The organism is Pseudomonas sp. DCA-1 (assembly GCF_046523955.1).
Lineage (GTDB): Bacteria > Pseudomonadota > Gammaproteobacteria > Pseudomonadales > Pseudomonadaceae > Aquipseudomonas > Aquipseudomonas putida_Y.
The window spans coordinates 4,109,370-4,131,032 of sequence record NZ_CP169881.1 but is presented as its reverse complement, the minus strand read 5'-3'; the positions used below and the strand labels follow the sequence as shown (position 1 = coordinate 4,131,032).

Sequence of the window (21,663 nt, the reverse complement as noted above, 5' to 3'; positions counted from 1 at the left end):
TCGCCTTACAGGATGCCGGTGGCTTCGGTGAGCAGCCAGATGCCGATCACGAGCAGCACTGCGCCGATGGCGACCGTGAGGCCGAATTGGCCCCAGGTTTTGCGGCCAGTGTGGATTTCCGCGTAGGTCCCGTAGGCGTGGTAGCAGACGCCAATAAACATCGACGCCACAACCAGCAATGCCACGAGCATGATGATGTCGTAGCCGTAGTTGCGGATCGTCTCCATGATGCCGTTGCCGGTGCCACGGGTCGGGTTCTCCAACTGCGGCAAACCCTGCGCGAACGACAGCGCGGGCAGCGCGGCGATGCCCAGGGCCACGGCGGCGCGCTGGGCGAGACGGGAATTGAGGATGCGGTTTTGCATGGTCATGCCTTTCAGGTCAAGAGAGGAGGAAGAAACTCAGGACGAGGTACATCGCGACGAAGCGGATGCAGACGCCGAGGAACTGGCGCTGGTTGAGGCGGCTCTCGGACCACCCCACGTAGGCCGTTCGGATGGCCCAGACGCCCCAGACGAGCAGGACCGCGAACACGACGCCGACCAGGACGGTCGCCATCGCTGAAGGCGCGATGCCGCTGTTGGCCTGAAATGCCGAGACCTGGGCGCCGTTCATGGCTTGTTCTCCACAGTCGTCGGCAGCGATCCCTCGACGGCCCGCTCGGTGCGGTAGCCGCCGGCCAGTTCGGAGGTGTCGCGCGGCTGGGCACGCGACGGGGTAAGGTGGGCCTGGATGCCAGCGCGCATACGCGCTAGATCAGCCAGCAGCCGCGGGTAATCGAAGTGATAGCGTTCGCCCGGCTGGATGGAGGCATGCGCGGCGCTGTCGGCGACGGTGCGCTCCAGCGCGTCGAGCTGGCGCAGCGCGGCGACCAACTCCTGGCGCTGCGCCGGGGACTCGCCCAACGCCATCGGGGACTGGCCCAGCAGGGCCGTCACGAGAAAGATGGGCACGCCGCGATGCGCGGCACGCTGCCAGGTTAAAGCCACCATCGCGCCATTCCTGTGTGATCAGCAATGGCTTGATCGTGGAGATCAGCGCTGCTTTAGGCTGCAAACAATAGGAACCCGCAGATGACCGGATTCATGGGCTTTCGACACGGATTCGAGGCCCGGAAAGTGCCTATCGGCGCCGTGCTGAACTCCGGGCAGACCGATGGCGAAGATTGGGGAGAGAAATGGAGTTGGGGTACTCTTTCAGCATGGCTATTCCCCGTCCTCCACGCCTCATGCACTACAAGCTCGATGGCCGTCGCTCCGTGCCGTGCGACAGTCTCGTTGAGTGGTCTATGTGGATGGCGGAAGGCGACAGGCGTGTGGCGGAAACATGGATAGATGACGTCCGTATCTCCACGGTTTTTCTCGGCCTGGACCACAACCACGCGCTAGGCGGCGATCCCCTCTTGTTCGAGACGATGGTCTTCGTGGACGGCGAGACGCACGAGATGCGCAGGTACTTCATCTGGGAGGAAGCCGAAGCCGGCCACGCCGAGATGACCGAACTGATCAGGGCCGAAATGGAGGCGGCACAGGTTCGTGCTGCAAAGGCCTGGGAACAGGTGTACGCACGGTTGAAGGTCTGAGCATCGACTACTTCCTGCGCTGCCGGTGGCGAGCACTCACAGGTACTTTTTGAAGCTCCCCGCAGTCAGAGACACCGCCAGTCCCAGCAAGGCGGCGCTCGGCAAGAGGATCAGTAATGGGTGTACCGAGATCGGCAAGGCCAGGTACGTGACCCAGGGCAGAACGGCTATGGGCATCAGGCTGGCTTTCGCACGGTGGTAGATGAAACCCGATTCGCGGCCCGCGCCGAACCGGCGCACGTCCCTGCGCACCAAGCCGTCGATCAGGCCGACGAACGCCGCAGTGGAGATCAGCGGCAACGTGAGCACAAGGACCAGCAGGCGCACAAGGAAGGTCAGCGTCGTGAAGGCCGCGGCGATCAGGTAGCTCTCGGTCCAGACATAGACCTGGCTGATGTAATAGCGGAAGTTGCGCGTCTGCCCGTGGCTGGGCGCACGGGCACGCTCGGCGGTCTGGCTCATGCGTTCCAGCAGTCCCGAGCGCACGAATACCCATTCGTAGCCGGTGTCCACCAGCTCATGCGCCGTGCGCCCTGGCTCCCGCACGACGACGCTGCGCGTGAAGTGGTTGGACAGGTGCCCCAGCTCGTACTGCAACATCTGCTGGGAGTGACGCCAGCCCTGGTCCTTCCAGAACAGGTGCATGCCGACGCATTCCACGACGATGGAGAACAGCAGTGAGCCGATCAGCACCCCGAGCAGCCGGAACGGCAAGGTGATGGTGCCGACGATCAGGCCTTGGCGCTGGTTCTGCTCCCGCTGCGCGGTCGAGGCGGCATCCTTCATGGCGAGGCCTCGTTGCCGGCGCTGTCGTCGGTGGCCACAAGGCCAGGTTCGACCGCAGCAGCATCATCCAGCAGGTCGTCGGGCAAGGCCCCGTCCTGCAGCGCCGGGGAGCTGGTGAACTCCCACCACTGCGTGGCCTCGCTGTAGCTCTGGCGCATGTAGCCCGCGAGTTGTTGCAGATCCTGTGGCATGACCTCATCGGGGTCCGGTGCCGGCAGCGGCATGCGAACCTTCCAAAGTTGGCCGCCCTGCAACAATGCAAAACACTGGCCCTTGGGCAAGCCGACGATGTGCGACGGCTCGATCATCGGCACGCTGGACATGCTGATGCGGTCCTGAGTGTTGGACGTGAAATCCGTCGCCCCGCGAATGTCCGAGCTGTCGGTCGCGCCGCTGACGATGGTGGTCGTATAAACCTCGACCTTCGGTAGTTGCCGGGTCAGCAGTTCAGCGGTCGCGGTCTCGCGCACGCGCAGCATGAACAGGTTGTTGAAGTTGCCGATGACCTGACCGGCCTTGGCGCGGTTGCCAATGCGGGCCTCAATGTCCGAGAGGGTCTGCGTGTACGCGGTGACTTGCAGCCCGGCGCCACCACCTTTGTTGATCAGCGGAATGAACTCGTCACCCATCAACTCGTTGAACTCATCGGCATGGACGTTGATCGGCACGCGCGCGCCGGCCGAAGCGCCCGGCAGGCCATCGTCGATCCCGTGCTTGTAGATATGGCCTGCGACCGAGACGAGATCGCTGAACATCGAGTTGCCGACCGCTGCGGCGACCTCGGCATCGGACAGCGCGTCCAGGCCCACATAGACGATGGCCCGCTTCCTGATCACCTGCATCCAATCGAAGATCGGGCGCGGGTCGGCCAGGTCGGAATAGTTCGGGGCCAGGAGCTGCGCGATCTTGCCGCTCGTGAGTTTTTCCAGCAGAGGCAAGAGGCTGGCGACGATCTTGTCGAAATACGTCTTGTCGTACCGCACGGCAGAGCGCAAACCGTCCAGCACAGGGTCGTAGTTGCGGGCTTGGGACAGGTACTGCTCCAGCGCCACCACGCGCTTCTCGCGCCCGATCATGTTGCGCGGGATGTTCTTCTCGTTGAGCTTGGCCTCGATCTGGACGATCACCTCCCAGGCTTTCGGCTCCGTCTTGGCGAAGTAGTGCTGGGCGTACTCGATGAACAGCGCGTCGATGTTGATGACATGCCGCTGGATCAGCATGTAGTCCGGACGCTGCCCCAGTTCCACCAGGGCGCGGGCGATGATGTTGACGAAGCGCCAGGCAAATTCCCTGAAAGCCGCCGAGTTGCCTTCACCGGAGAGTTGCCCTGCAATGCGGGTCGCCACCTCGCTGATACGTCCAAAGCGCCCCACGGCGTTGTAGCGGGCGGAAATGTCCGGCCAGCCCAAATGGAAGACATAGAACTCGCCCTCGCGGCCCGCGCGTTGCGCCTCGACGTACATCCGCTTCAGCAGATCGGCATCCCCTTTGGGGTCGATGACGATCACGACCTCGTGCTCTCCCGCCGCGTTCTTTCGCCGGATGTCCTGGGTCACGAACAGTTCGGCCAGCCGCGTCTTGCCCACGCGGGTTGTCCCCAAGACCAATGAGTGCCCGACGCGCTCGCCGAGCGGCAGGCTGACGTCCACCTCCTCGGGTTCGATGCCGTGCAGCCGAGGCAGTCCGCCCACGGGCGGCAGCGGGCGCACTGGGTTGAAAGGCACGTCCCAGCCGGTGAGTTTCGGCAGCCGGGAAAGCGGGAACCGCGCGAACTCCAGCCGTTCCTCCAGGCGCCGCGTCAGTCGGTAGGCCGGCGTCGGCTCGACGTAGCGCCGAAACTCCGGCCGGTATGTCTGCATGAGCCTATGGGTGTGTTTCTGCTCCCACAAAAAGCCGCGCCCCACAAACAGACGTTGCTGGCTGACCGGCACGTCCTTGCTGGTCATCACGTAGCGCGGCAGGCGGCGGATGTTGCGCCGGTAGCGCAGGATGATGCGGGCATCGCGGTAGCGGATCGCGCCGTAGGCGCCGAACGCCAAGGCGCTGCCGATGCCCATGGCCGGGCTCAGCGCGAGCGACCATGGGGCCACCAGGCACAGAAACGCGGCGCCTGCACACGCCGCGACGGTGTATAGCTCCACCGCTGGGCGTAGCAGAACCTCGACCGGCTGTTTGCCTGACATGGCTTCATTGCTCGATGCCGGTGGCCGTGATCAGCGCCGGGTAGTGCCGCAGGCCCAGGCGATCGGCCAGGTCGTCGCCGGCCACGGGCGCGAGCGGTACGCCAGGCACCAGGGCGCGCAGCCGCGCCAGGCCCTGCGCGGTCTCGACGTTGACCACCAGGCCGACCACGCCGCGTTCACGCAAAGCGGCGGCGCGGCGCTGCAACCAGGCCCGGGAAGCCTCGTCGTCGCCCACGACCACAAAGGGACGCAGGCCCGGCGCCTCGATCACCCGCCGCGCGACGGTGCCGGGCGTGAGCTTGGCGCTGCGCACCGGCAGCATCGCGGCTTCGTCCGCTGGCGTGGCGGGAACCCGGGGCGTCGGGATGGGCGGCCGCGCCGGTGCGTTGGCGCGCGGCTGCAGGTTCAGGGCTTCGTAGTACGGCAGCGCCGACGTGCCGCCGCGGTCCTCGACAACGATCAGTGGCTCGCCGGCACGCGAGGCCAGCGGCAGACCAGCCAGCAGCACGAGCAGGCCTTTCGCCGCGAGATGGGCCAGATGGGATTTCGTCATGGGGAGGTCTCCTGGCGCGCGGCGAGGACCGCGGCGGTTGGGTGCGTGCCCTGCACGCGCGCGAGGTGGCGGGACACGCTGCGGCGATAGCGGGCAGCGGGCTCACCGCCCGCCGGACGGTGGTAGCGGCCGATCGCCAGCAACCAGTCCTCACCGGCGGTGTGCTGCTCCTTCAGGATCTCGGCAGCGATGGCGAGGTTGCGGTACGGGTCGAGCAAGTCGCACGCGCTGGCGTAACGCTGCTGTTGGTAGCCGAGGTTGATCTGACCCAGGCCCACGTCGATGCGCGTGTGCGGCGTGGAGCGCATCGCCTGCTGCAAACCGGCGCAGGCGTCGGCGCGGGTCGCGTAGCGGCGCGACTGGCCGGCGACGTTGAGGGACCAAGGCCACGGGACGATGCGTCCGTTACGCCGGATGCCGCTCTCCTGCAAGGCCACGGCGTAGAGCACCGCCGAGGGAATGCCCGCGCGCTGGGCGGCAAGCTGGTAGGCCGGTGGTGGAATTTCCTGGGCCCGGGCGGCGCAGACGCAGAGGCCAGCAGCGAGCACCAGTGCGCGCAACGGCGCCGTCAGGGTTGGCGCTGCCATTGGCCGTTCACCTCGCGCACGACCGCTGGGAGATCGCCGGGCAGGCCCAGCGACAGCCAGCGGCCGCCGTCATGGTTGAGCGTGATGCTGCCGCTGCGCACCCGTGCCGGGTCGATCTGCGCGCGCTTGGCCCAGTCGCGGATGCGCGCGTCGTCCTGGCGGCTGCCGACCATGTACAGGTCGAACTCAGTACCCGAGGATTGCAGGCGCTGCACGAGTTGCCCGCAGGCCACGCAGCCGTCCTTGACGAACACCGCCATACGGCCGCTGCTGCGCACTGCGCCGGGCTTGTCGTCAGGCAGGTTCACCCGTTGCATGCCGGGGTTCAGGCGCTGCCAGGCATCGTCGTAGGCGCGCTGGTAGGCGAGCAATTTCTCGACGCGGCGTGCTTCGACCTGCACCTGCAGTTCTGCGTAGCGCCGCCGTTCTTCATCGGTGCGGGCCTCGATGCCCAGCGCGGACAGCGGGTCCAGGTTGGGCGAGTAGATGCCCAATGGCCCGTCCATCAGCTCACGATAGCGCGCCCATTCCTGCGGTTGCAGGCCCCACTCACTTGCTACCTGGTCGTTCGGGGTTCGGGCGACCAGCGGACGCTCCTGGCTCTGCGCATTGCGGGCCGGGGCGGCGGACGGCTGCTGCGCCCAGGCGGGCAACTGGGTGGATGCCAACAGGAACGCGGAAAGGACGATCGACGGCTTCATGCGGTGTGCTCCGGTCAGGGAATCGCCACGCGACGGGTCTGGTCGCCGGACTGGAACACGGCGGTGTTTCCCTCGACCGCCTGCAAGCGCCACGGGCCGAGCGCATCACCTGGCAGCAGCACCTGAAGCTGGTCGGGCGTGAAGTCCGCGCTGCTCGGCGCGACGGATACGCTGCGCTGGCCAGCGCGCAATTCGGCGCCGACGACGCGGAACGGCATCGGCGGCGGTTCGGGCTTGGCGGCGGCCTTGCCCGATGCGCGCGGTCGTGCGGGTGCTGCGGCGCGCGGAGCGGGCGCAGCGGTCTGGCGCGCCTTGATCTGCTCAACTTCCACGCGCAGCGCCTGAAGGTCGTCGGCAGCGGCATAGCTGCTGAGCGTTTTCTCAACCTGGGCAGCGCGTGCTTCCAGGATTTGTCGGGTGTCTTTGAGGTCTGCCGCCGTTGCGACGGCCGGACGCTGCTGGATGGCCTCGATGGTCTCGGCCAGGCCCGCCGCCTGCGCTTCCAGGCGTTGCAGGCGGGAAGCGAGCTGTTCCTGGTCGGCCTGGTCGTTCATGGTCTGGTAGCCCAAGGCTACGAAGATGCTGAGGCCGATCAGCCAGAGCCACATAAGGCTCTGCACCACCACCGCAGCGGCCGGGCGCCGGGCAGACTGCGGGGCGGTCATGGCTGGCCTCCCGAAACAGAAGGCTCCAGCGGGAACGTCTGCACCGCCTCGGCGGCGGGTGACTCGGATGCGGGTTCGATGGCCGCGCTGTCGGCAGGCCGTTCGAAGCAAATCTGCCGTGCGCGATCATCCACGTGCAGTTCCCAGGCGGGGCCAGCCAGTGTGAGCAGCGCATCGCGCAAGGTCATGGGGCCGAGGTGCAAGTGCGCCGCCGGCAGCGGCAGCGCGTACAGCTCGATCACCGCGTGCGCCGTCTGGCATAGGCTGTAACCGCTGCGCTTGAGCACATGCCGCAGCCCATCGCCGACGGTGGCACGGGCATCTTCGGGCATGGACACGTCGATGGTCTGCAACAGCAGGTCCCGCTGCGCCGCCGTGGGTGCCAGCTCGACCAGCGTGTAGCGACCGTAGCGCACGACGGGGATGTACTCGGGCGCCTCGGATTCCGGCGCGGCCAAGACTTCCTCGAAGGCATCGGGCGGGGGCGGCGCAGTCGTCGTCGCGCAGCCAGCAGCCAGCACCGACCAGAGCAGGCCGAGGACTCCCGCCAGCAGGCGGCGTTCGGGATGGTGAAACCAAGGTGGAGAGGGGCACATAAGCTCGGCGTCCTGAAACATCGAGCCCTCACCATCGCCTCTCGGGCCACGAGCGGCAGCAAACAATGCGAACCAGGCAGCGCCCGATTTACCGACAGCCTCCCTCCAAAGAAAAAGGCCCCCGAAGGGGCCAGTGAAAACGCACATCGAGCGCGCTGAATCAATCCCGAGCCAGCTTCAGACCGGGATCGACCTGTGCCAGTTGGGTGTGCGACCAGCAGCGCACGAACTGGCCGTTCTCGCCGAGCGGCCGGTTCGCAACCGCCACCGAATACTCTTCGGTGTCGCTGGTGTCGTAGCAGATGACCTTGATCTCGCCGCTGTCGCAGCGGATGGAGTGGATCTGGCCGTCGGTCATATCGACCACGACAACCTGCGGAACAAGACCCAGTTCGCGGGCGGCCGACAGGATGGGGCCATATTCGGCAGCGTCGAAGCAGACGAACGGCCCCTCGTAGTGGGCTTCTTTGGCGAAGTCCTTGGCCTTGTCGTAGTGGATACCCAGGTCGTATTCCTCCTGGGTGATCCTGACCTTGAAGACCGGCACGTCGGGGCTGCCGGAGGCACCGATGCAGGCGACCGCGACTTGCATCTCGATCTCACCGCCGTCGGCAGGTTCGGTCGAGGGGATGACGGCTCGGCCCGTGAGGGCGTCGTCGTCCATGCCCATGCGCTCGCGCATCTCGTCGGTGAATGCCTCGGGGGCCATCAGGCCATAGCGTGCCAGGCGCATGGGAATGTCCTCGGCACCGAGGTTGCCGTCCTCGATGCGCTGTTGCATGAAAGCGGCGATCTCGGCTTCCAGGGTTTCGCGGTCGGCAGCCGAAGGCACCTCGGATACATCGATCGACCAGGCGTCCACTTCCACGGCGGTCTCGTCGGTCAGCAAACCCTCGCCGATGGCGCGTTCGCACATGCGTTCCAGCCGAGCCAGCACTTCAGGCGCGGCCTCGCCGTTGAGCAGATAGGTCACGTCTAGCGTCAGGCGAGCATTGACGGTTTCGGGCGTGGCTTGGATATGGGTGTTCATGAAACTCTCCTTGGGATAGGAAAAGCGCAGCCACGTCCACGGAGACCGTGGGCGTGGCTGCAAGTTGGGAATAACAAGAAACCGGCGGCGCTAGGCCGGCGTTGGCGTGGGGATCAGGCGGCGACTAGTGTAGTGTTGCATTCTGTTTGGAACTTAATCGGCTATTGGCGCGGATGACCTTTTGCAGGATGTCGCGAGCGTTCTTGGTCCAGATGAACGGCTTGGGGTTGGTGTTGTGATGCGCGATGTACTCATCGATGGCCGAGACGAGTTCGGGCACGCTGGTGAACACCCCGCGGCGTAGCCGGTTCTCGGAGATGTCGCGAAAGAAGCGCTCGACCATGTTCAGCCACGATGCCGAGGTCGGCGTGAAGTGCATGTTGAATCTGGGGTGCTTGGCCAGCCACTCCTGCACAGCTGGATGCTTGTGCGTGGCGTAGTTGTCGGCGATCAGATGCAGCGTCTTGTCCTTGGGCGTCTCCCGATTGATTTGACGCAGGAACTTCAGCCACTCGATGTGGGTGTGGCGCTGCTGGCACTGGCCGATGACCTGACCGTTGAGCACGTTGAGCGCAGCGAACAAGGTGGTTGTGCCGTTGCGCTTGTAGTCGTGCGTCATGGTGGCCGCGCGCCCCTTCTTGAGCGGCAGCCCGGGCTGCGTTCGGTCCAGCGCCTGCACCTGGCTCTTTTCGTCGCAGCACAGCACCAGCGCATGCTCGGGCGGCGACATGTAAAGCCCCACGATGTCTTCGAGCTTTTGCACGAACTGCGGATCGCGCGAGACCTTGAAGCCGCGCACGATGTGAGGCTTGAGACCGTGGGCCTGCCAATGGCGCATCACGGTGCTGGCGCTGACGCCCAACTCAGCGGCCATCGTGCGCGTGCTCCAGTGCGTGGCCGCCTCGGGCTTGGTCTGTGTGGTTAGCTTCACAAGCTTGGCCACATCCACCTTCACCGGCGGTGCGCCGCGCGGCAAGTCGCGCTCGATACCTTGCAGCCCCAATTGCAGGTAGCGTTCACGCCAGCGCGCCACCTGCACGCGCCCAATGCCAAGCTGCTCGGCAATATCCTTGTTTTGCAGCCCCTGCGCGGCCAGCAGCACGATCTGGGCGCGCTGGGCCAATCTGACGCTGGTGCGCTTGGAGCGCGCCAGCCGGCTCAGCTCGCTTTCCTCTTCATCCGTCAACACAATCGTCGGGGCAACTCGCAATTTTTCACTCCAATGCAAACCGTAGTAGAGCATTGGAGCGTGGTTGCTCAATTAAGTTTCATTAAGAATCAAACACTACACTAGTTGCCGGGCCAGTGCGACCTCGACGGAATCACCGTCTTGGTTGAGCACATCCAGCCCGGATTCGGGCACGTCGCCCGAGGTGGACTGCGAGACCATGATCTTCTTGGCCATCAGTTCAAGGCAGGTCATCTGCGAGGAACCGGCGTAGCCGAGGTAGATCACGCGCACGTGCAGTTTCTGCCCGATGCGCCATGAGCGGCGTGCCGCCTGCTGGAGCGAATACACGTTGTAGCCCGACTGCATGAACACGATCGTCGGAAACTCCAACAGGTCCAGTCCCGTTTTCACAAGCTCGGGGTTGGTGATGAGCACGTCGATGCCACGGTCCAACTGCTCGGCGATCCAGTCCTCGCGGCGGCTGGCGTCCACGCTCGCGCGTAGCACCGCGACCTTGAAGCCTTCCTGCTCCAGCAGCATCTTCAGACGCGACGTGGTGTCGCGTGTGCCGGTATAGACCGTGTAGGCCAAGACCTTCCGGCCCTGCGCCTTCTCTTCCTTGCAGATGTCGATCAGCTCGCGCTCTTTCGGCGTCACCTCGAACTCGTTGAACTGAGCCGGGACGAACGCCAAGGTGTTGCGCGTGCGCGGATGCACCACGGTCTCCGACCTGAAGCAGCAGTCCGGCCAGGCCAGCAGCACGTTGAGCACCACACCCAGCAGCGTCGTGTCGCGTCGCGCCAGAGCCTGTTTCAGCTCCGCGGTCAGCCGACCCGCCAGGTCACGGTAGGCCGCGGCTTGCGCCACGTCCATCTGGACTTCACGAAACTGTTCGTCATACGGCGGCAGGACGTTGCCACCGATGTCCTTGAGCTTGAGGAAAATCGTGAACGGCAGGATGCACCGCAAGACCCCTTTCGGCCCGAAGCCGGGAGCCTTGACCGTGCGCACCGATACCTTGGTGCCCCTGGCCGTCTTGTGCGCCGTGCCGGCGCTTTCGGAGTAAATGTCCTTGAGGACCCCGTGGTCCCTCATGAACGCCATCGCGGCCGAGGTCATGCTCCCGCTCGTGGTCGGGCGGTAGCCGTCTTCGATCATCCGCCCAGGCAAGGCGCGGAACAGCAGATAGAAAAGATCGTCCCCGTATCCGCCCATCAGCGTGCCGGTCAGCAGCAAGGTCTTGCGAGCCTTCGCCGCCAGCACGCCCATGGCCTGGCCTTGGGCGCTACCGCCGTTCTTGTACTCGTGCGCCTCGTCGGCGATGAGCAGGTCGAACGTGCCTTGTGGCAGGTAGCGCTTGATGAACTCGGACGGCTGGTAGCCACCCTCACCGAATCCAAACTCCATGTTGGCCATCGCACGTTCCATGCGCGTGGCCTGACGATCGGAAAAAACCAGCTCGCCGTTGCCATCCATGAGGTTGATGAACTCGTGGATGTTGTCGCCCAGCATCGACGCCAGGAACCCGTCGCCGAACTTCTGCATCAGCTTCTGCGCGGTGACTTCCCCGATGGTCGGGATGCGCTTGAGGGCTTTCAGCACTGCCGAGGACTGGTCGCTGCCGGACAGGCTGCGCGGGCGGATCAGCGTCCACAGGGGCGCGGCGCAATGGCTGCACTTCCTGCGGTATTCCTCGGCTTGGAGCGCCACCGGGTTGACCGGCTCGCCGTCGAGGTCGGTGATGACCGTACCGCAGTCAGGGCACGCTGCCACGTCGCCATGGCGAGTGCGCCGCGTGGTGAAGACAGGCTTCCAGTGGAATCCCATCCGCATCCTGACGCGCCCCAGGACAAAGAACTCCTGGCCCGTGGGCTGCACACCCATCTGCTCGCGCAGCTTGATGAGCTTGACCAGCGTGTCCGGGCCGTTGAGCACCCAGACCTTGGCGCCTGCCACCGTCTCTTGGATCTCGCGCCGCCACTTGTAAACCAAATGAGGTGGCGAAAGAACTAAGGTTCGGCGGTAGCCTTCGGCGTTGAGGACGGCGGCCGTGGCGATGCCGACGGTCGTCTTGCCGCAGCCCATTTCGCCATTGACGATCGCGGCGCGCTCGCCACGGTCGATCAGCAGCTCGGCGGCGGCATGGACGACTTCGGCCTGGGCCTGGAACAGCTTGCGCTTGAGGCTGGCGACGATGAGTTGCCGGTGCGCCTGCGGCTCGCCGGAATAGACCGGCGGGTTGGCGCTGTTGAGGGCGTCGAGCAGTTCGTCGCCGAACTCACCGACGAAATCCTGAAGGCTCAGGGTCAGTGGGGAAGATTCCGCGTCGAGCAGTTCGCCCTGTACGGACGTGGCTTCGGCGGTGGTGGTTTCGAGATCGAGGGACATGGTGATGCTCCAAAGAAAATGGGGCATGCACCACCCCCGACGGGGCGATGGCATGCCCCGTGGTGGGAAAAAAGACGGCGAACCGTCGGTGAAAAGCGATCAGCGGATGGTCAACACCTCGCCCCGCGTAGCGGAGCTAGGCGTCATGTCCCACGCGCGGATGACAGGCACGAACTTGTCGGTGAGGATGCGGGTCTCGGCGATGGAGCCGTCTTCGCGTTCGGTGAATTCCCGCTGGAGCGTCTTGTCCTTGTGGGTGTCACCTTTGACGACGAGCACGCGCCCGGTCTTGGAGCGCACAACCCCCGAGATCGCGCCCGCGGCCAGAGCCAGGGCGAGATGCCAGTGGGACAAGGCACGCGCCGGTGGACGCAGCGATTGCTGCGCGGCCCCCAGGTGCGTGTCCAGCGACGGCCAGAGGCCTTGCAGCCGACCAACCTCATCGGCGAACTGCTCCGGCTCCATCGTCACGCGGAAGAAATGCTCCGGCTCGGCCGGACTGGCGGGGACGATGTACGGCAGGAACGGCCATTCGCTCGGCAGTTCCTCGGCTTCGACTTCGCCAAGCCCAACCTGCAGCAGCAGATTGCGCACGGCCTTGACGCCATCGGGTGCCAGCTCCCGCTGACGGACCCGGCGGCCGAAGATCACCACCTGCTTGAACTGCGTTTCCACCGCTCGGTAGATACGCAGATCGGTGTAGTGGCGCGTCAACCAGCCGACCAGCTCCGCGTCGAGCACGTAGCCGGGGACGATGAAGACCAGCACGCCGCCGTATTGCAACAGCGACAGCGAACGCTGATAGAACAGCTTTTCGAGGCGGGCACGGCCCTGGCCCTGATAGCCGATGTTGCCGTTGACGTCCTTGGACAGGTCGCCATACGGTGGATTCAGCCACAGTAGTCCGAAGGACTGCTTGGAGATCATCGTGTCCATCAGGTCCGCGTGCAGGCAGTGATCGACCAGGCCGCGGGCATGGCGCGCCCGCTCGGCGTCGAATTCGACGGCGAACGCCTTGGCCTGTTCGCGCCCGAGGGCATGAGAGGCTTCGGCGATTGCCACGCCTTCACCGGCGCAGGGATCGAGGATGCACATCGGCCCGTCGCTGGGCATCAGTGCGTTGAGGGCTCTTTCGAGCGTGGGTTCATCCGTGGGGAAGTATCCGTTTTTCACGAAATTGCGGGCGAGCCGCGGGAACATGAGGGCCATGGAAGTCTCCTGGTTGGCGGGGATGAAAGGCGGAAGCACGCAGAGGCGTGCTTCCGCGGGTGGGTCAAGCCGCTACCGCTTCCGGCGTCCAAATCTTGGCCGGATAGGGATAGGCGGTGAGTACGTCACTGCGGATCAAGGTGCCCAGCGCCAGGGTCAGCGCCGGCACGTCGATGGCGAGCCGATGACCTTCCAGTGGCCCGAGGGCGAACGGAAGGCGGGCCAGCATCTCGCGGGTTTGCAGCAGTTCCAGCACGGTCTCGCGCCAGTGGTCGAGCAGCGGCAACGGGCAGGTGTCCCGCACCAGCATCCACAGGCGGTCAAGCCGGTGGGCGCTGTCACGTGGCAGCAGTGCCAATGCGCTGGCGTTGGCCTTGTCGGGCTTGACGCAGCGTCGGTCGAACAGCCACACGTTGGACAGCGAACCGAACAGCGTTCGCCGGTAGGCGCGCGTGATGCGCTTTTCCAGGCGATCGACGTTGCCGATGAATACCGGGACGCTGCCGCCCTGGTCGGTGATGACGTGGAACTGGTCCAGTCCCTGCTCGTCGCGCCCGAGGGTCAGGCGAGCGAGGAACTGCTGGACGGCGGTGTCCCGCGCCCAGATGGACAGGAAGATCAGGTTGCCCTGGTCATCGCCGACGCAGGCGTCGGCCATCACGTCCGGGCATTCGTCGATGCGGTACAGCGTGGAAGAAGTGTTTGCGGGCATGGTGGTGTCCTCGGATGAACGGGAACAGCACCGCCCGCTGGGGCAAGTACTGCCCCAGGGGGTGGAAGAAAACCGCTCAGTCCGGCTCGAACTGCCGGGTGTGCGGGTTGAAGTGAAGCGGCTCGTCCGCCGAAGTGATCGGCGTGAAGCCTTCCAGGTAGATGTTGTTGAGGTACTGGTCGCGGTAGGTCAGTGCCTGCCGTGCCTGGTCCTCGGTGAGGCCGTTGTCGATGAAGTACGCCAGCATTTCCTCGTCGGAAGAAACTTCGTCGTTGGACAGACTCCCTTCGACGAGCTTCAACAACGCGGGCGGGAGCGCAGCCAGGATCGGGTCCATGTCGGTTCCTCCTGGCTCAGACCAACAGCGCTGCGGCGGGTGCCGTGGAAGCCGTCGGTGTGCGCCGCCGCGCGTGGTGGGCGCGAACGCCTGCACGCCATTCGGCGGACTGCTCCGGTGCGAGATCCAGATAAGACAGCGGGCACGAGTAGTAGTACGGGTGCATGGACTCTTCCAGTGGCTTGTAACCCCACTGGCTTCCGCCGCGTTCAAGCAGATCGCAGCGGATGTAGCGCAGGGATTGACCCGGTGCGAGATCACGATGCACGCCTTCGACCTTGGCCGTCACTTCCGCGACGGACCAGAGGACGTTGCCACGCAGCGCGTGGGCGATGACCTTGACGCTGGCGCGCTCGGTCTCTTGCGGTGCGATCAGTTCCGCGATCAGTTCAGATCGCGATTGGGGGGAGAAATACCAGCCCATGAAAGGCCTCCTGAAAAGTGGAGCCGGAGGCCTCCCCGCGGGGGAGAACCCCCAGCGGGTGATGGAATGCCGCGTTAGCAGCGATGAAGTCGCGTGTCAGTACTCAAGATCACCGCAACCGGCCGGGCAGCAATCCCGATCGATGCCGTGCATGCAAATGCCGTTTTCGGCATTCCAGTCCTGAGTCTCCTGCCTTTCGGCGGGTGTTGCGTAGTCCCCGTATTCCTCTGCTATCTGCAGGGCATATGCCTGCTGATGCTCGGGTAACCGATGTACTTGCGCGTCAACTTCTGAACTGAACCGTTCCACGTACCAGTCGTGAGACTGTCCGCAGCCATGGATGGCTTGCTTGGCAGCCGTCTCGCAGACAGCCCGCCACGCGGTTTCATCCAGTGCGGAACGGTGGGTATCTGAAGCGATGTTGGACATGATGGAGACCTCCAAAGAAAAGGCCAGGGTCTCCCCCGCATGGGGAAAGAACCCCGGCGGGTGGATGAAGAACACCGCGGATGCGGCGTCTGCGATCACGCAGGTTGCAGTTCGGCCTGGCGGCTCCACTCCTGGGTCTTGAAGTCCAGCGCGTAGCCAAGTTCGCCCAGGCGAACGATCTGCGCGCGCAGGGTGCGGCGGTCGATGGTCGAATCCAGCTTTACGGATTCTCCCAGCGGCCACAGCAGGCCGAACAGTGCAGCGTCGCCATCTTCGGTGCTGCCGGGGGCAGCAGCCGCAGCGGGTGTCGGCGCATCCACACCGAAGGGCGTGGTATCGACCAGCGGGTCCGCAGACGCCAGCACGGGTGCGGGCTTGGCGGGCCTGGATGTTTTGGCAGGTTTGGCCGGCGTTGCCGCAGGCTGCGTCCCTTGCTCTTCGTCAAGGGGATCGACCTCCTGGGTGGCGAAGCTCCGGGCCTCGTCACGGCTCAGTTTGTCGATGCCGTTGAGCGTCATACCGTCGAGGTTGGCGCGAACTTCAAACCGCGCGCCGCCCGCGACCGGATAGGACTTGGCGAAGATATAGCGAATGACGAATTCCCCGTCGTACTTGCCTTCGGGGTACTGCTCCAGCTCCGCGTCCTTGACGGCGAACTCGCCGATGGGGGTGGTCAGACGACCGACCGTGAACGGGCCGTTCTTGCCGCGGATGGTCCGCAACGTGAGCTGGCCCGGGACGACGATGGGCAGGACTGATCTCGTAGGTGCCGATGTGGCTGCCATGATGGTTCTCCTTGGGAAATAGGAAAAAGGCAAGGCCCCGTGAGGGGCCATGCCGGATCAGAACGAAGCAGCCAGTTCCGGCTCCTGCTCCTCGGCTTCACCTTCCGGCTCGCGCTCGGCGGGTTCGGCAGATTGGTCGGCAGCGATTTCGGCGGCAACCTCGGCTTCGGGCGCGGGTGCGTCCTCGGCCTGCGGCGCCTCGGCTTGCGCCTGGCTCGTCGGATAGACCTGGGTGCCGTCGATCTTGATGAGACCGATGTGGACCAGCGTCGATTCAAGGCTCGCTCCCGGTTCCCCGGCGCGCTCGCCTTTGGTGCGGATGTACGGATCGATCTTCATGTCGTTCAGACGGAAGGCGATCAGCACCTTGCGGTCCCCTTCGATGGCCTGCACGCACCGGCGAACCAGGTGCTCGGCTTCAGGGGTAGCGACGATGGTGTCGAAGTACCGATATTCCGGTTCACCGACAGGCCCGGCCAGCGCCGCGACGCTGCACGACAGGAACGGATCGCCATCCTTGCGGGTGACGTCCTTCGGACGGCTGAGGTAGCCGATGCCGCGGGTGATCAGCTCGTGCTGCTTGATCGAAGCCAGTTCGGCCCGGTCGAGCGGCTCGGCCTTGAGCAGTCGCGCCTTGAGGGACGCGGCGGCCTGGCCCTTGTGCTCACCCTTGTCGCGGATGTACGCATCGCCCCACAGGTCGCCGAGGCGGAAGCGCACCAGCGGGCGCTGCTTGGGATCGTCAACGCCGATGTAGCGCTGGACCAGTTTCTTGGCCTCGGCACCCGAGACCTTGACGTCGAAGTAGCGGTAACTGGGATCCTTGGCGGAACCGACCAGTGCGGCGATGGTGCATGCCAGGAAGGGCTGCGCACGGCGGCCGCCCCGGACAGGCACTTCGCGGGCACGTTGGATGTAGCCGATGCCCGAGGTGTGAAGGTCGAAGTATGATTTCTCGTTGGAAGTGGTGTTCATGGTGAATCTCCATTGGAAGAAGCGGAGACACACCAGGCCCACGCATGCGGGGAAGGTGCGTAACCCCGCGGTGGGTTGATAAGGCGAAAGCATCCGCCACCAGAGACTGGTGGCCGCTCGCGGACGGATGCGGTGCGAGCTGGCTCGGTCACGCAGTGGGAACTGCGCCGCAACCTCGATGACCGATGGTTGCCTGGCATGTCGCTGACAACGTCAGCAGGCATGGGGGCAGCATGGCCGGGCTCCGCGCGCGCGACAGCAATCAATCGGCACCCAGACGTTTCCCTTTGTCCACGCCGCCCGATGCCTGCCACAGGCACTTGGGGCCGCGCAGGTGGTCGGGGGTGTCGGCGCGGGGACGGCTGGGACGGCTCCAAGCGCCGCCGCCGCGCGTGCCGACCAGCCGCCAGCCGGCGGCGCGCAGGCTGGCACCACCTTCCTCGGGCAAGGTATAGGTGATCAGCCGCGTGTAGCCGAGGGCCTTGGCCGCCTTCCAAGCGGCGCCATAGAGCTTGCTGCAGGCGTTCGGCGCACCGTCGGTACATAGCCTCGTTACTTCGAGGGTCCAGCCGTCGTCCAAGTGCCGCGCGACCGGGCGACCGACGATGGCCACACCGCAGATGCAATCGCTGCCGCGCGGGGCAACGGCCAGGGCGAACTTCGCCCCTTGGACCGGGCGGTGGTGGCGGTGGTGGTCCTGTACAAAGCCATTAGCGACCCGTAGCGACACGGGCAGGAGTTGCAGCCGTGGCGCGATCAATGGCCTGTCCATGCGCATCAGTCGCCGCAGAAGCAGGCAATGGCTTCCTCGGCGCCATCGAACAGATCGCCCTGGTCGGCAGCGAAGCGCGCCAGATCGGCATAGCTGGGGCCATCGGCGCGGAACCGGGCGCCGCTGGGCTTGCTCGCGAGGTTCAGGGATTCCATGCGAATCCACCACACGGCGGCCTCGGGCCGGGCCTTGATAAGGGCCAGGCGCTGCCCACGCGGCTTGAGGAAACACAGGTCGCAGTTGCCTTCGAGCGTGCGTCCGTTCACCGTCAGCAGGTCGAGGTCGAACGGCTGCGCCTGCCAGAACGCGCTCACGTCGCGCACGGTGACGCCGGCATCCGCCAGCGGCATGCACATGGTCTCGTGGGTCGATTCGGTGGAGTGGCCGCGCGCACGAATCTTGGAGACGCGTCGCTGCTCGTCGGCGCGGATGCCGATCATCTGGTCCCAGTCCGTCCATCCCTGATGCCGCAGGAAGCGGTGCATCGGGCGAATCTTCAGGCTGGTCGTGCAGCCCCGCGCAACGGGATTGGGCAGGTACTGGCGTTTGCGGATCAGCGCCTCGAACGGCTCACCCTGGCGGCTGGCCCGATCGAAGTCGATCAGAGCGAAGCCCGGTTCCATGGGCACGTATTCGAGCCAGCGGATCGGCACCTGCCAGTGCTCGGCGCAATCGCGCACAAAGCGCAAGGTCGCTTCGACTTCCTTGCCCGTGTTGGCGAAGCAGACCTCGGTATCGGCAGGCAGGCCGCCATTGGTCTGCAGCACGCGCCAGAGCATGTAGGCGCTCGTGCGCCCGCCGCTGAAGCTGATGCAGGTGGGCTGGGTGATCTTGAACGGGTCGTGCATGCGTCGTCTCCAGTGGCATGCCGGCGGGCTGGCCGGCGAGGCAGGCCTTGGCGGCCGGAGACGAGCGCGCACGCGGGGACATAGCCGCTGTGCGGAGGAAAAAAGCCCCCGGGGAACCGGGGGCTGAGCAGGACGTGCTGCTGCTTTAAACGGGAGGCACGACCTCCAACGACAAGTGGGTGGCGGTGGCCGACAGCATCAGATCGTCCGCTGTGTGCAAGATGCGGGTGAATACGCCGTCCTTCGGGTCGAAGTACTCGGCGAAGTCGTCGCCGCCCAGCTCGCGTTGGGCGAGGAACCACCAGTCATCGAACGGATCGGTATCCGGGTCGCAGCCGACTGCATAGGCCAGCAACTTCTGGCGTCCGTCCGGGCGGCGTTCCCCGCGCTCGGCGAGGATGTACACGCCTTGGTCCTTGACGAGGACGGCTCGGCACTGGTTGGCGATCGCTTCGGTCAACACAGGGCGCAGGTCGGCGCCCTTGAATCGCAGTGACATGGTTGAAATCTCCTGTACGGATTAGAGAAAAGGCTCTCCACCGAATGGATGGAGAGCCTGTGCGGCACTTGGCCGGATGGACTGAACCGCCGTGGCGGGAACCTCGGGTCAGTCGTGGAGTTGCCTGGCTTCGTTTCGAGGCGTCATGCCGGCACCGCTTGGCGCTGCCGGGGAGCCTTGGTGTCGATCACGCTCACGTCGATCAGGCGCCAGCGACCATCGTCGATGAGCCGCTCCAACACTGCGCCAAGCATGTCGAAATACACCTCGTCGTACCGATCGACCAATTCGCCATCGCGGTGAAGTTCCACCACGTAGGCGTCGCCGCCGCGGTCGTACAGCACCGTGACGCGACCCTTGAACTTCGCGGTCGAGGTCGTGAAGCTGATCGCCGGAGGCGTCTCGATGATCTTGGATGGCTTGGGATCGACCCAGGTGAAATCCCGTGCACCTGCATCGACCAGCATGTGGGTGATCCGCCGGAAGCCATCGGGCGCCGGCATTTCCTCCAGTTGTTCGATGAGCTGGCCCAGTTCCATGCACTGCGGCTTGGGGATGGGCAGCTTGGCGGGCGCGGAGCCAAGGATGTGCGTCTTGACGGTGTAGGGAATGCCGTCGGACGTCATCTCCGTGCGCTCTTCCGGGGTGTCCGCGCGCAGGCCGTCGAAACGGCGCCGTGCGTAGGGTTGGACACGCACCTTGGCGCCTTCGCTGGGAACAGAGGTGACAAGGTTGGGATCGAGCACGGCGAACTCGGATGGCTTGAGCTTGACGACGATGGCATCGTCAGTCGCCGCGACCACCTTGCCGTCGAAGGGCTGGGGATCGATGGCGAAGCCCAGCGTCGAGGACTGCGGCTGATCATCGAACACGCGGTACTTGAACGACCGCACGTTGCGGGGCACATGGCCTGCGACAAGCGAAGGCATCATGGATTTGATGAGGGAACGGTCCATGGGAATCTCCTTGAGGAAGGACAAGGGATTCCCGCCCGCAAGGGAGAGATCCCTTGTGGGTGGCGTGGATGGACGCGGAACGTCCGATAAGAAAAAAGACCAGCACGGTTTCCCGCACTTGCAGCCTTGAAGGTCTCGGCTGTCTGGGCATGTGTCGGCAACGCCGACGAACATGGGGCAAGGATGGCCTCGGAATGGGCGGCTCACCCGCATGAAACGGCACCGCGCCGCACCCGGTTTCCTGCGCTGCGGGCAAGAAAAAGCCCCTCGAAAGGGGCTGGATGGATCAGGCTTCGTACACGAAATAGTGTTCGCGCTGACGTGGAAAGAACACGTGCTTCCACGTGTCGCCGCTGGTGTTGCCACCGTCGAAGACGACCATTTCGTAGTCGTCAATGTCGCTGTCCACCAGGTCGGCGCTGGCGATATGGCGCATGTGTAGCATGCCTCTCGTGCGCTCGAATACCAGGATCTGGCCGATGGCGTCGTCCTGGCTCATGGCGTTGACGCAGGCTCCGAGCTGGTGCTCGAAGTCGGGTGCATGCGAGATGAGGTCGGGGAACATGAGGTTGCTCCTATGAAAATGGATCAGCCCAGCTCCGGGTGGGAGACGGGCTGACATGGGGGAGAACAAAGAGGAAGAATGGTGCGTGGCGCGACTGCTAGGACTCGGCCAGCGGCAAGCCCAGTAGCGCGGGCGCATCAGCGTCGAGGATGAGAATGCGCACATCGGCCTGGCCAGCCAGTTCAAGGATGTTCGCCAGGTCGTCCGGCATGCCCTTGTTCCGGTGCTCTTGTCGAAGCTGCTCCGCGCCGATGCCCTCGGCATGCTCCAGGTTCTGGTCCGTCCAGGGCGTGGAAATCAGCTTGACGCCGATCGCCGGGCTGTACGGAACCCGGAAGGCGATGAACAGAAAGGCCTCCGGCGTGGCGAGGTCTGCCAGGTTGGCGAGGTACTGGCCGGTTTTCCGGCTGATGTGCGCGCTGCTGATTTCCCAGCATCGGCTGTAATAGCCGGTCTCGAAACTCAACCGCTGCACCACGTCTCGCGCGGCTTCGGCCGAATAAGTGTCACCGACGTGGATCGGGCGGCCGTCGAAGTCGTCGCCATGAATGGCATAGACCACGGCACCAACTACGCCTTCGCCGCTGACGCCTTCAACAGCATTGCATTCGGCCATCAGTTCGGCGCTGACAGGTTCAGTGCCATTCCTGACCACCGCGAACTCGCTGGTGACGATGCAGGGGGAAGAAACCAGTTCCTCATCGGAGAGGTGCTGTTGGCTCACGTGGATGGCTCGCCACACATGCGGGCTTCCGTCCTCGTAGCTGATGGACAGCGTGCGGACGATTTTCAGATTCCAGTAGCCGCGGACAAAGGGATTGGGATTTTGGGACATGGGATTTCTCCAGATTGAATAATGGAGCCAATCCCCGCCACCGGGAATTGGACCCGGTGGGTTGAAAAGAGAAAA

Annotated in this window: 27 protein-coding genes; 1 reads left to right on the top strand and 26 read right to left on the bottom strand. The window is 64.9% G+C overall.

Annotated elements, in window-relative coordinates; genetic code table 11:
- Window positions 1–5: 5 nt before the first annotated feature.
- Genes ACE4QZ_RS19410 through ACE4QZ_RS19400 form a run of 3 tightly spaced genes read right to left on the bottom strand, consistent with a single transcriptional unit; the run spans window position 6 to window position 992 of the window.
- On the bottom strand, window positions 6–365 hold the full coding sequence (locus ACE4QZ_RS19410) for a TIGR03745 family integrating conjugative element membrane protein (RefSeq protein WP_003290228.1): 360 nt from the start codon (window positions 363–365) through the stop codon (window positions 6–8).
- 16 nt (window positions 366–381) lie between these two features.
- Entirely contained in the window at window positions 382–615 is a 234-nt protein-coding gene (locus ACE4QZ_RS19405; RefSeq protein ID WP_003050225.1) for a TIGR03758 family integrating conjugative element protein, read from the bottom strand.
- On the bottom strand, window positions 612–992 hold the full coding sequence (locus ACE4QZ_RS19400) for an RAQPRD family integrative conjugative element protein (protein WP_410480131.1): 381 nt from the start codon (window positions 990–992) through the stop codon (window positions 612–614). Before ACE4QZ_RS19400 ends, ACE4QZ_RS19405 begins: the two co-directional genes overlap by 4 nt.
- Window positions 993–1,201: 209 nt before the next feature.
- Here ACE4QZ_RS19400 and ACE4QZ_RS19395 point away from each other — a divergent pair, with 209 nt between their 5' ends.
- Window positions 1,202–1,582, top strand: a complete 381-nt coding sequence (locus ACE4QZ_RS19395; RefSeq protein ID WP_234421387.1) for a hypothetical protein — start codon at window positions 1,202–1,204, stop codon at window positions 1,580–1,582.
- A gap of 36 nt (window positions 1,583–1,618) precedes the next feature.
- Here the strand turns inward: ACE4QZ_RS19395 and ACE4QZ_RS19390 are convergent, their stop codons facing one another.
- From ACE4QZ_RS19390 to ACE4QZ_RS19280, 23 genes are all read right to left on the bottom strand, one after another.
- Entirely contained in the window at window positions 1,619–2,368 is a 750-nt protein-coding gene (locus ACE4QZ_RS19390; RefSeq protein ID WP_003290222.1) for a TIGR03747 family integrating conjugative element membrane protein, read from the bottom strand.
- Complete coding sequence (gene traD, locus ACE4QZ_RS19385; protein ID WP_410480130.1) at window positions 2,365–4,551, bottom strand: type IV conjugative transfer system coupling protein TraD; 2,187 nt, start codon at window positions 4,549–4,551, stop codon at window positions 2,365–2,367. Before traD ends, ACE4QZ_RS19390 begins: the two co-directional genes overlap by 4 nt.
- 4 nt (window positions 4,552–4,555) lie before the next feature.
- Window positions 4,556–5,104 carry an integrating conjugative element protein gene (locus ACE4QZ_RS19380; RefSeq protein ID WP_410480129.1) on the bottom strand — a complete coding sequence of 183 codons (549 nt, stop codon included), beginning with the start codon at window positions 5,102–5,104 and terminating at the stop codon, window positions 4,556–4,558.
- Window positions 5,101–5,691: a transglycosylase SLT domain-containing protein gene (locus ACE4QZ_RS19375; RefSeq protein ID WP_011489301.1), complete on the bottom strand. Its 591-nt coding sequence runs from the start codon at window positions 5,689–5,691 to the stop codon at window positions 5,101–5,103. Before ACE4QZ_RS19375 ends, ACE4QZ_RS19380 begins: the two co-directional genes overlap by 4 nt.
- Window positions 5,673–6,392 carry a TIGR03759 family integrating conjugative element protein gene (locus ACE4QZ_RS19370; protein ID WP_003290214.1) on the bottom strand — a complete coding sequence of 240 codons (720 nt, stop codon included), beginning with the start codon at window positions 6,390–6,392 and terminating at the stop codon, window positions 5,673–5,675. Before ACE4QZ_RS19370 ends, ACE4QZ_RS19375 begins: the two co-directional genes overlap by 19 nt.
- 14 nt (window positions 6,393–6,406) lie before the next feature.
- The gene (locus ACE4QZ_RS19365) at window positions 6,407–7,057 is read right to left on the bottom strand and encodes a hypothetical protein (protein ID WP_011489300.1); all 651 of its coding nucleotides are present in this window, start codon (window positions 7,055–7,057) and stop codon (window positions 6,407–6,409) included.
- Window positions 7,054–7,653, bottom strand: a complete 600-nt coding sequence (locus ACE4QZ_RS19360; protein WP_011489299.1) for a PilL N-terminal domain-containing protein — start codon at window positions 7,651–7,653, stop codon at window positions 7,054–7,056. The genes ACE4QZ_RS19365 and ACE4QZ_RS19360 overlap by 4 nt, the downstream gene beginning before the upstream one ends.
- Window positions 7,654–7,813: 160 nt before the next feature.
- Window positions 7,814–8,683 carry a hypothetical protein gene (locus ACE4QZ_RS19355; protein WP_011489298.1) on the bottom strand — a complete coding sequence of 290 codons (870 nt, stop codon included), beginning with the start codon at window positions 8,681–8,683 and terminating at the stop codon, window positions 7,814–7,816.
- 124 nt (window positions 8,684–8,807) lie between these two features.
- On the bottom strand, window positions 8,808–9,893 hold the full coding sequence (locus ACE4QZ_RS19350) for an IS630 family transposase (protein WP_087748270.1): 1,086 nt from the start codon (window positions 9,891–9,893) through the stop codon (window positions 8,808–8,810).
- A gap of 75 nt (window positions 9,894–9,968) precedes the next feature.
- Window positions 9,969–12,242, bottom strand: coding sequence for a helicase-related protein (locus ACE4QZ_RS19345; protein WP_410480128.1), 2,274 nt, complete (start codon window positions 12,240–12,242; stop codon window positions 9,969–9,971).
- A 99-nt stretch (window positions 12,243–12,341) separates the two neighbouring features.
- Complete coding sequence (locus tag ACE4QZ_RS19340) at window positions 12,342–13,451, bottom strand: DUF6094 domain-containing protein (RefSeq protein WP_410480127.1); 1,110 nt, start codon at window positions 13,449–13,451, stop codon at window positions 12,342–12,344.
- Between the two features lie 64 nt (window positions 13,452–13,515).
- Complete coding sequence (locus ACE4QZ_RS19335) at window positions 13,516–14,163, bottom strand: hypothetical protein (RefSeq protein WP_410480126.1); 648 nt, start codon at window positions 14,161–14,163, stop codon at window positions 13,516–13,518.
- Between the two features lie 76 nt (window positions 14,164–14,239).
- Complete coding sequence (locus ACE4QZ_RS19330) at window positions 14,240–14,500, bottom strand: hypothetical protein (protein WP_410480125.1); 261 nt, start codon at window positions 14,498–14,500, stop codon at window positions 14,240–14,242.
- 16 nt (window positions 14,501–14,516) lie between these two features.
- The gene (locus tag ACE4QZ_RS19325; RefSeq protein WP_003460301.1) at window positions 14,517–14,924 is read right to left on the bottom strand and encodes a hypothetical protein; all 408 of its coding nucleotides are present in this window, start codon (window positions 14,922–14,924) and stop codon (window positions 14,517–14,519) included.
- A gap of 96 nt (window positions 14,925–15,020) precedes the next feature.
- A complete protein-coding gene (locus ACE4QZ_RS19320; protein ID WP_003460300.1) occupies window positions 15,021–15,353 on the bottom strand; it encodes a hypothetical protein in 333 nt (110 codons plus the stop codon).
- A gap of 95 nt (window positions 15,354–15,448) precedes the next feature.
- The gene (locus ACE4QZ_RS19315; protein ID WP_003290199.1) at window positions 15,449–16,138 is read right to left on the bottom strand and encodes a DUF3275 family protein; all 690 of its coding nucleotides are present in this window, start codon (window positions 16,136–16,138) and stop codon (window positions 15,449–15,451) included.
- A 57-nt stretch (window positions 16,139–16,195) separates the two neighbouring features.
- Window positions 16,196–17,113, bottom strand: a complete 918-nt coding sequence (locus ACE4QZ_RS19310; RefSeq protein ID WP_003290197.1) for a DUF3577 domain-containing protein — start codon at window positions 17,111–17,113, stop codon at window positions 16,196–16,198.
- A 262-nt stretch (window positions 17,114–17,375) separates the two neighbouring features.
- A complete protein-coding gene (locus ACE4QZ_RS19305) occupies window positions 17,376–17,843 on the bottom strand; it encodes an XF1762 family protein (protein WP_242411177.1) in 468 nt (155 codons plus the stop codon).
- A gap of 47 nt (window positions 17,844–17,890) precedes the next feature.
- Entirely contained in the window at window positions 17,891–18,733 is an 843-nt protein-coding gene (locus ACE4QZ_RS19300; RefSeq protein WP_011489292.1) for a phosphoadenosine phosphosulfate reductase family protein, read from the bottom strand.
- A 145-nt stretch (window positions 18,734–18,878) separates the two neighbouring features.
- Window positions 18,879–19,232 (bottom strand): DUF3085 domain-containing protein, encoded by a 354-nt coding sequence (locus ACE4QZ_RS19295; protein ID WP_003290193.1) that lies wholly within the window; start codon window positions 19,230–19,232, stop codon window positions 18,879–18,881.
- 143 nt (window positions 19,233–19,375) lie between these two features.
- Window positions 19,376–20,188 (bottom strand): hypothetical protein, encoded by an 813-nt coding sequence (locus ACE4QZ_RS19290; protein ID WP_003290192.1) that lies wholly within the window; start codon window positions 20,186–20,188, stop codon window positions 19,376–19,378.
- A gap of 286 nt (window positions 20,189–20,474) precedes the next feature.
- Window positions 20,475–20,753, bottom strand: a complete 279-nt coding sequence (locus tag ACE4QZ_RS19285) for a hypothetical protein (protein ID WP_003290191.1) — start codon at window positions 20,751–20,753, stop codon at window positions 20,475–20,477.
- Window positions 20,754–20,850: 97 nt separating this feature from the next.
- A complete protein-coding gene (locus ACE4QZ_RS19280) occupies window positions 20,851–21,588 on the bottom strand; it encodes a hypothetical protein (RefSeq protein WP_011489289.1) in 738 nt (245 codons plus the stop codon).
- Window positions 21,589–21,663 lie beyond the last annotated feature (75 nt).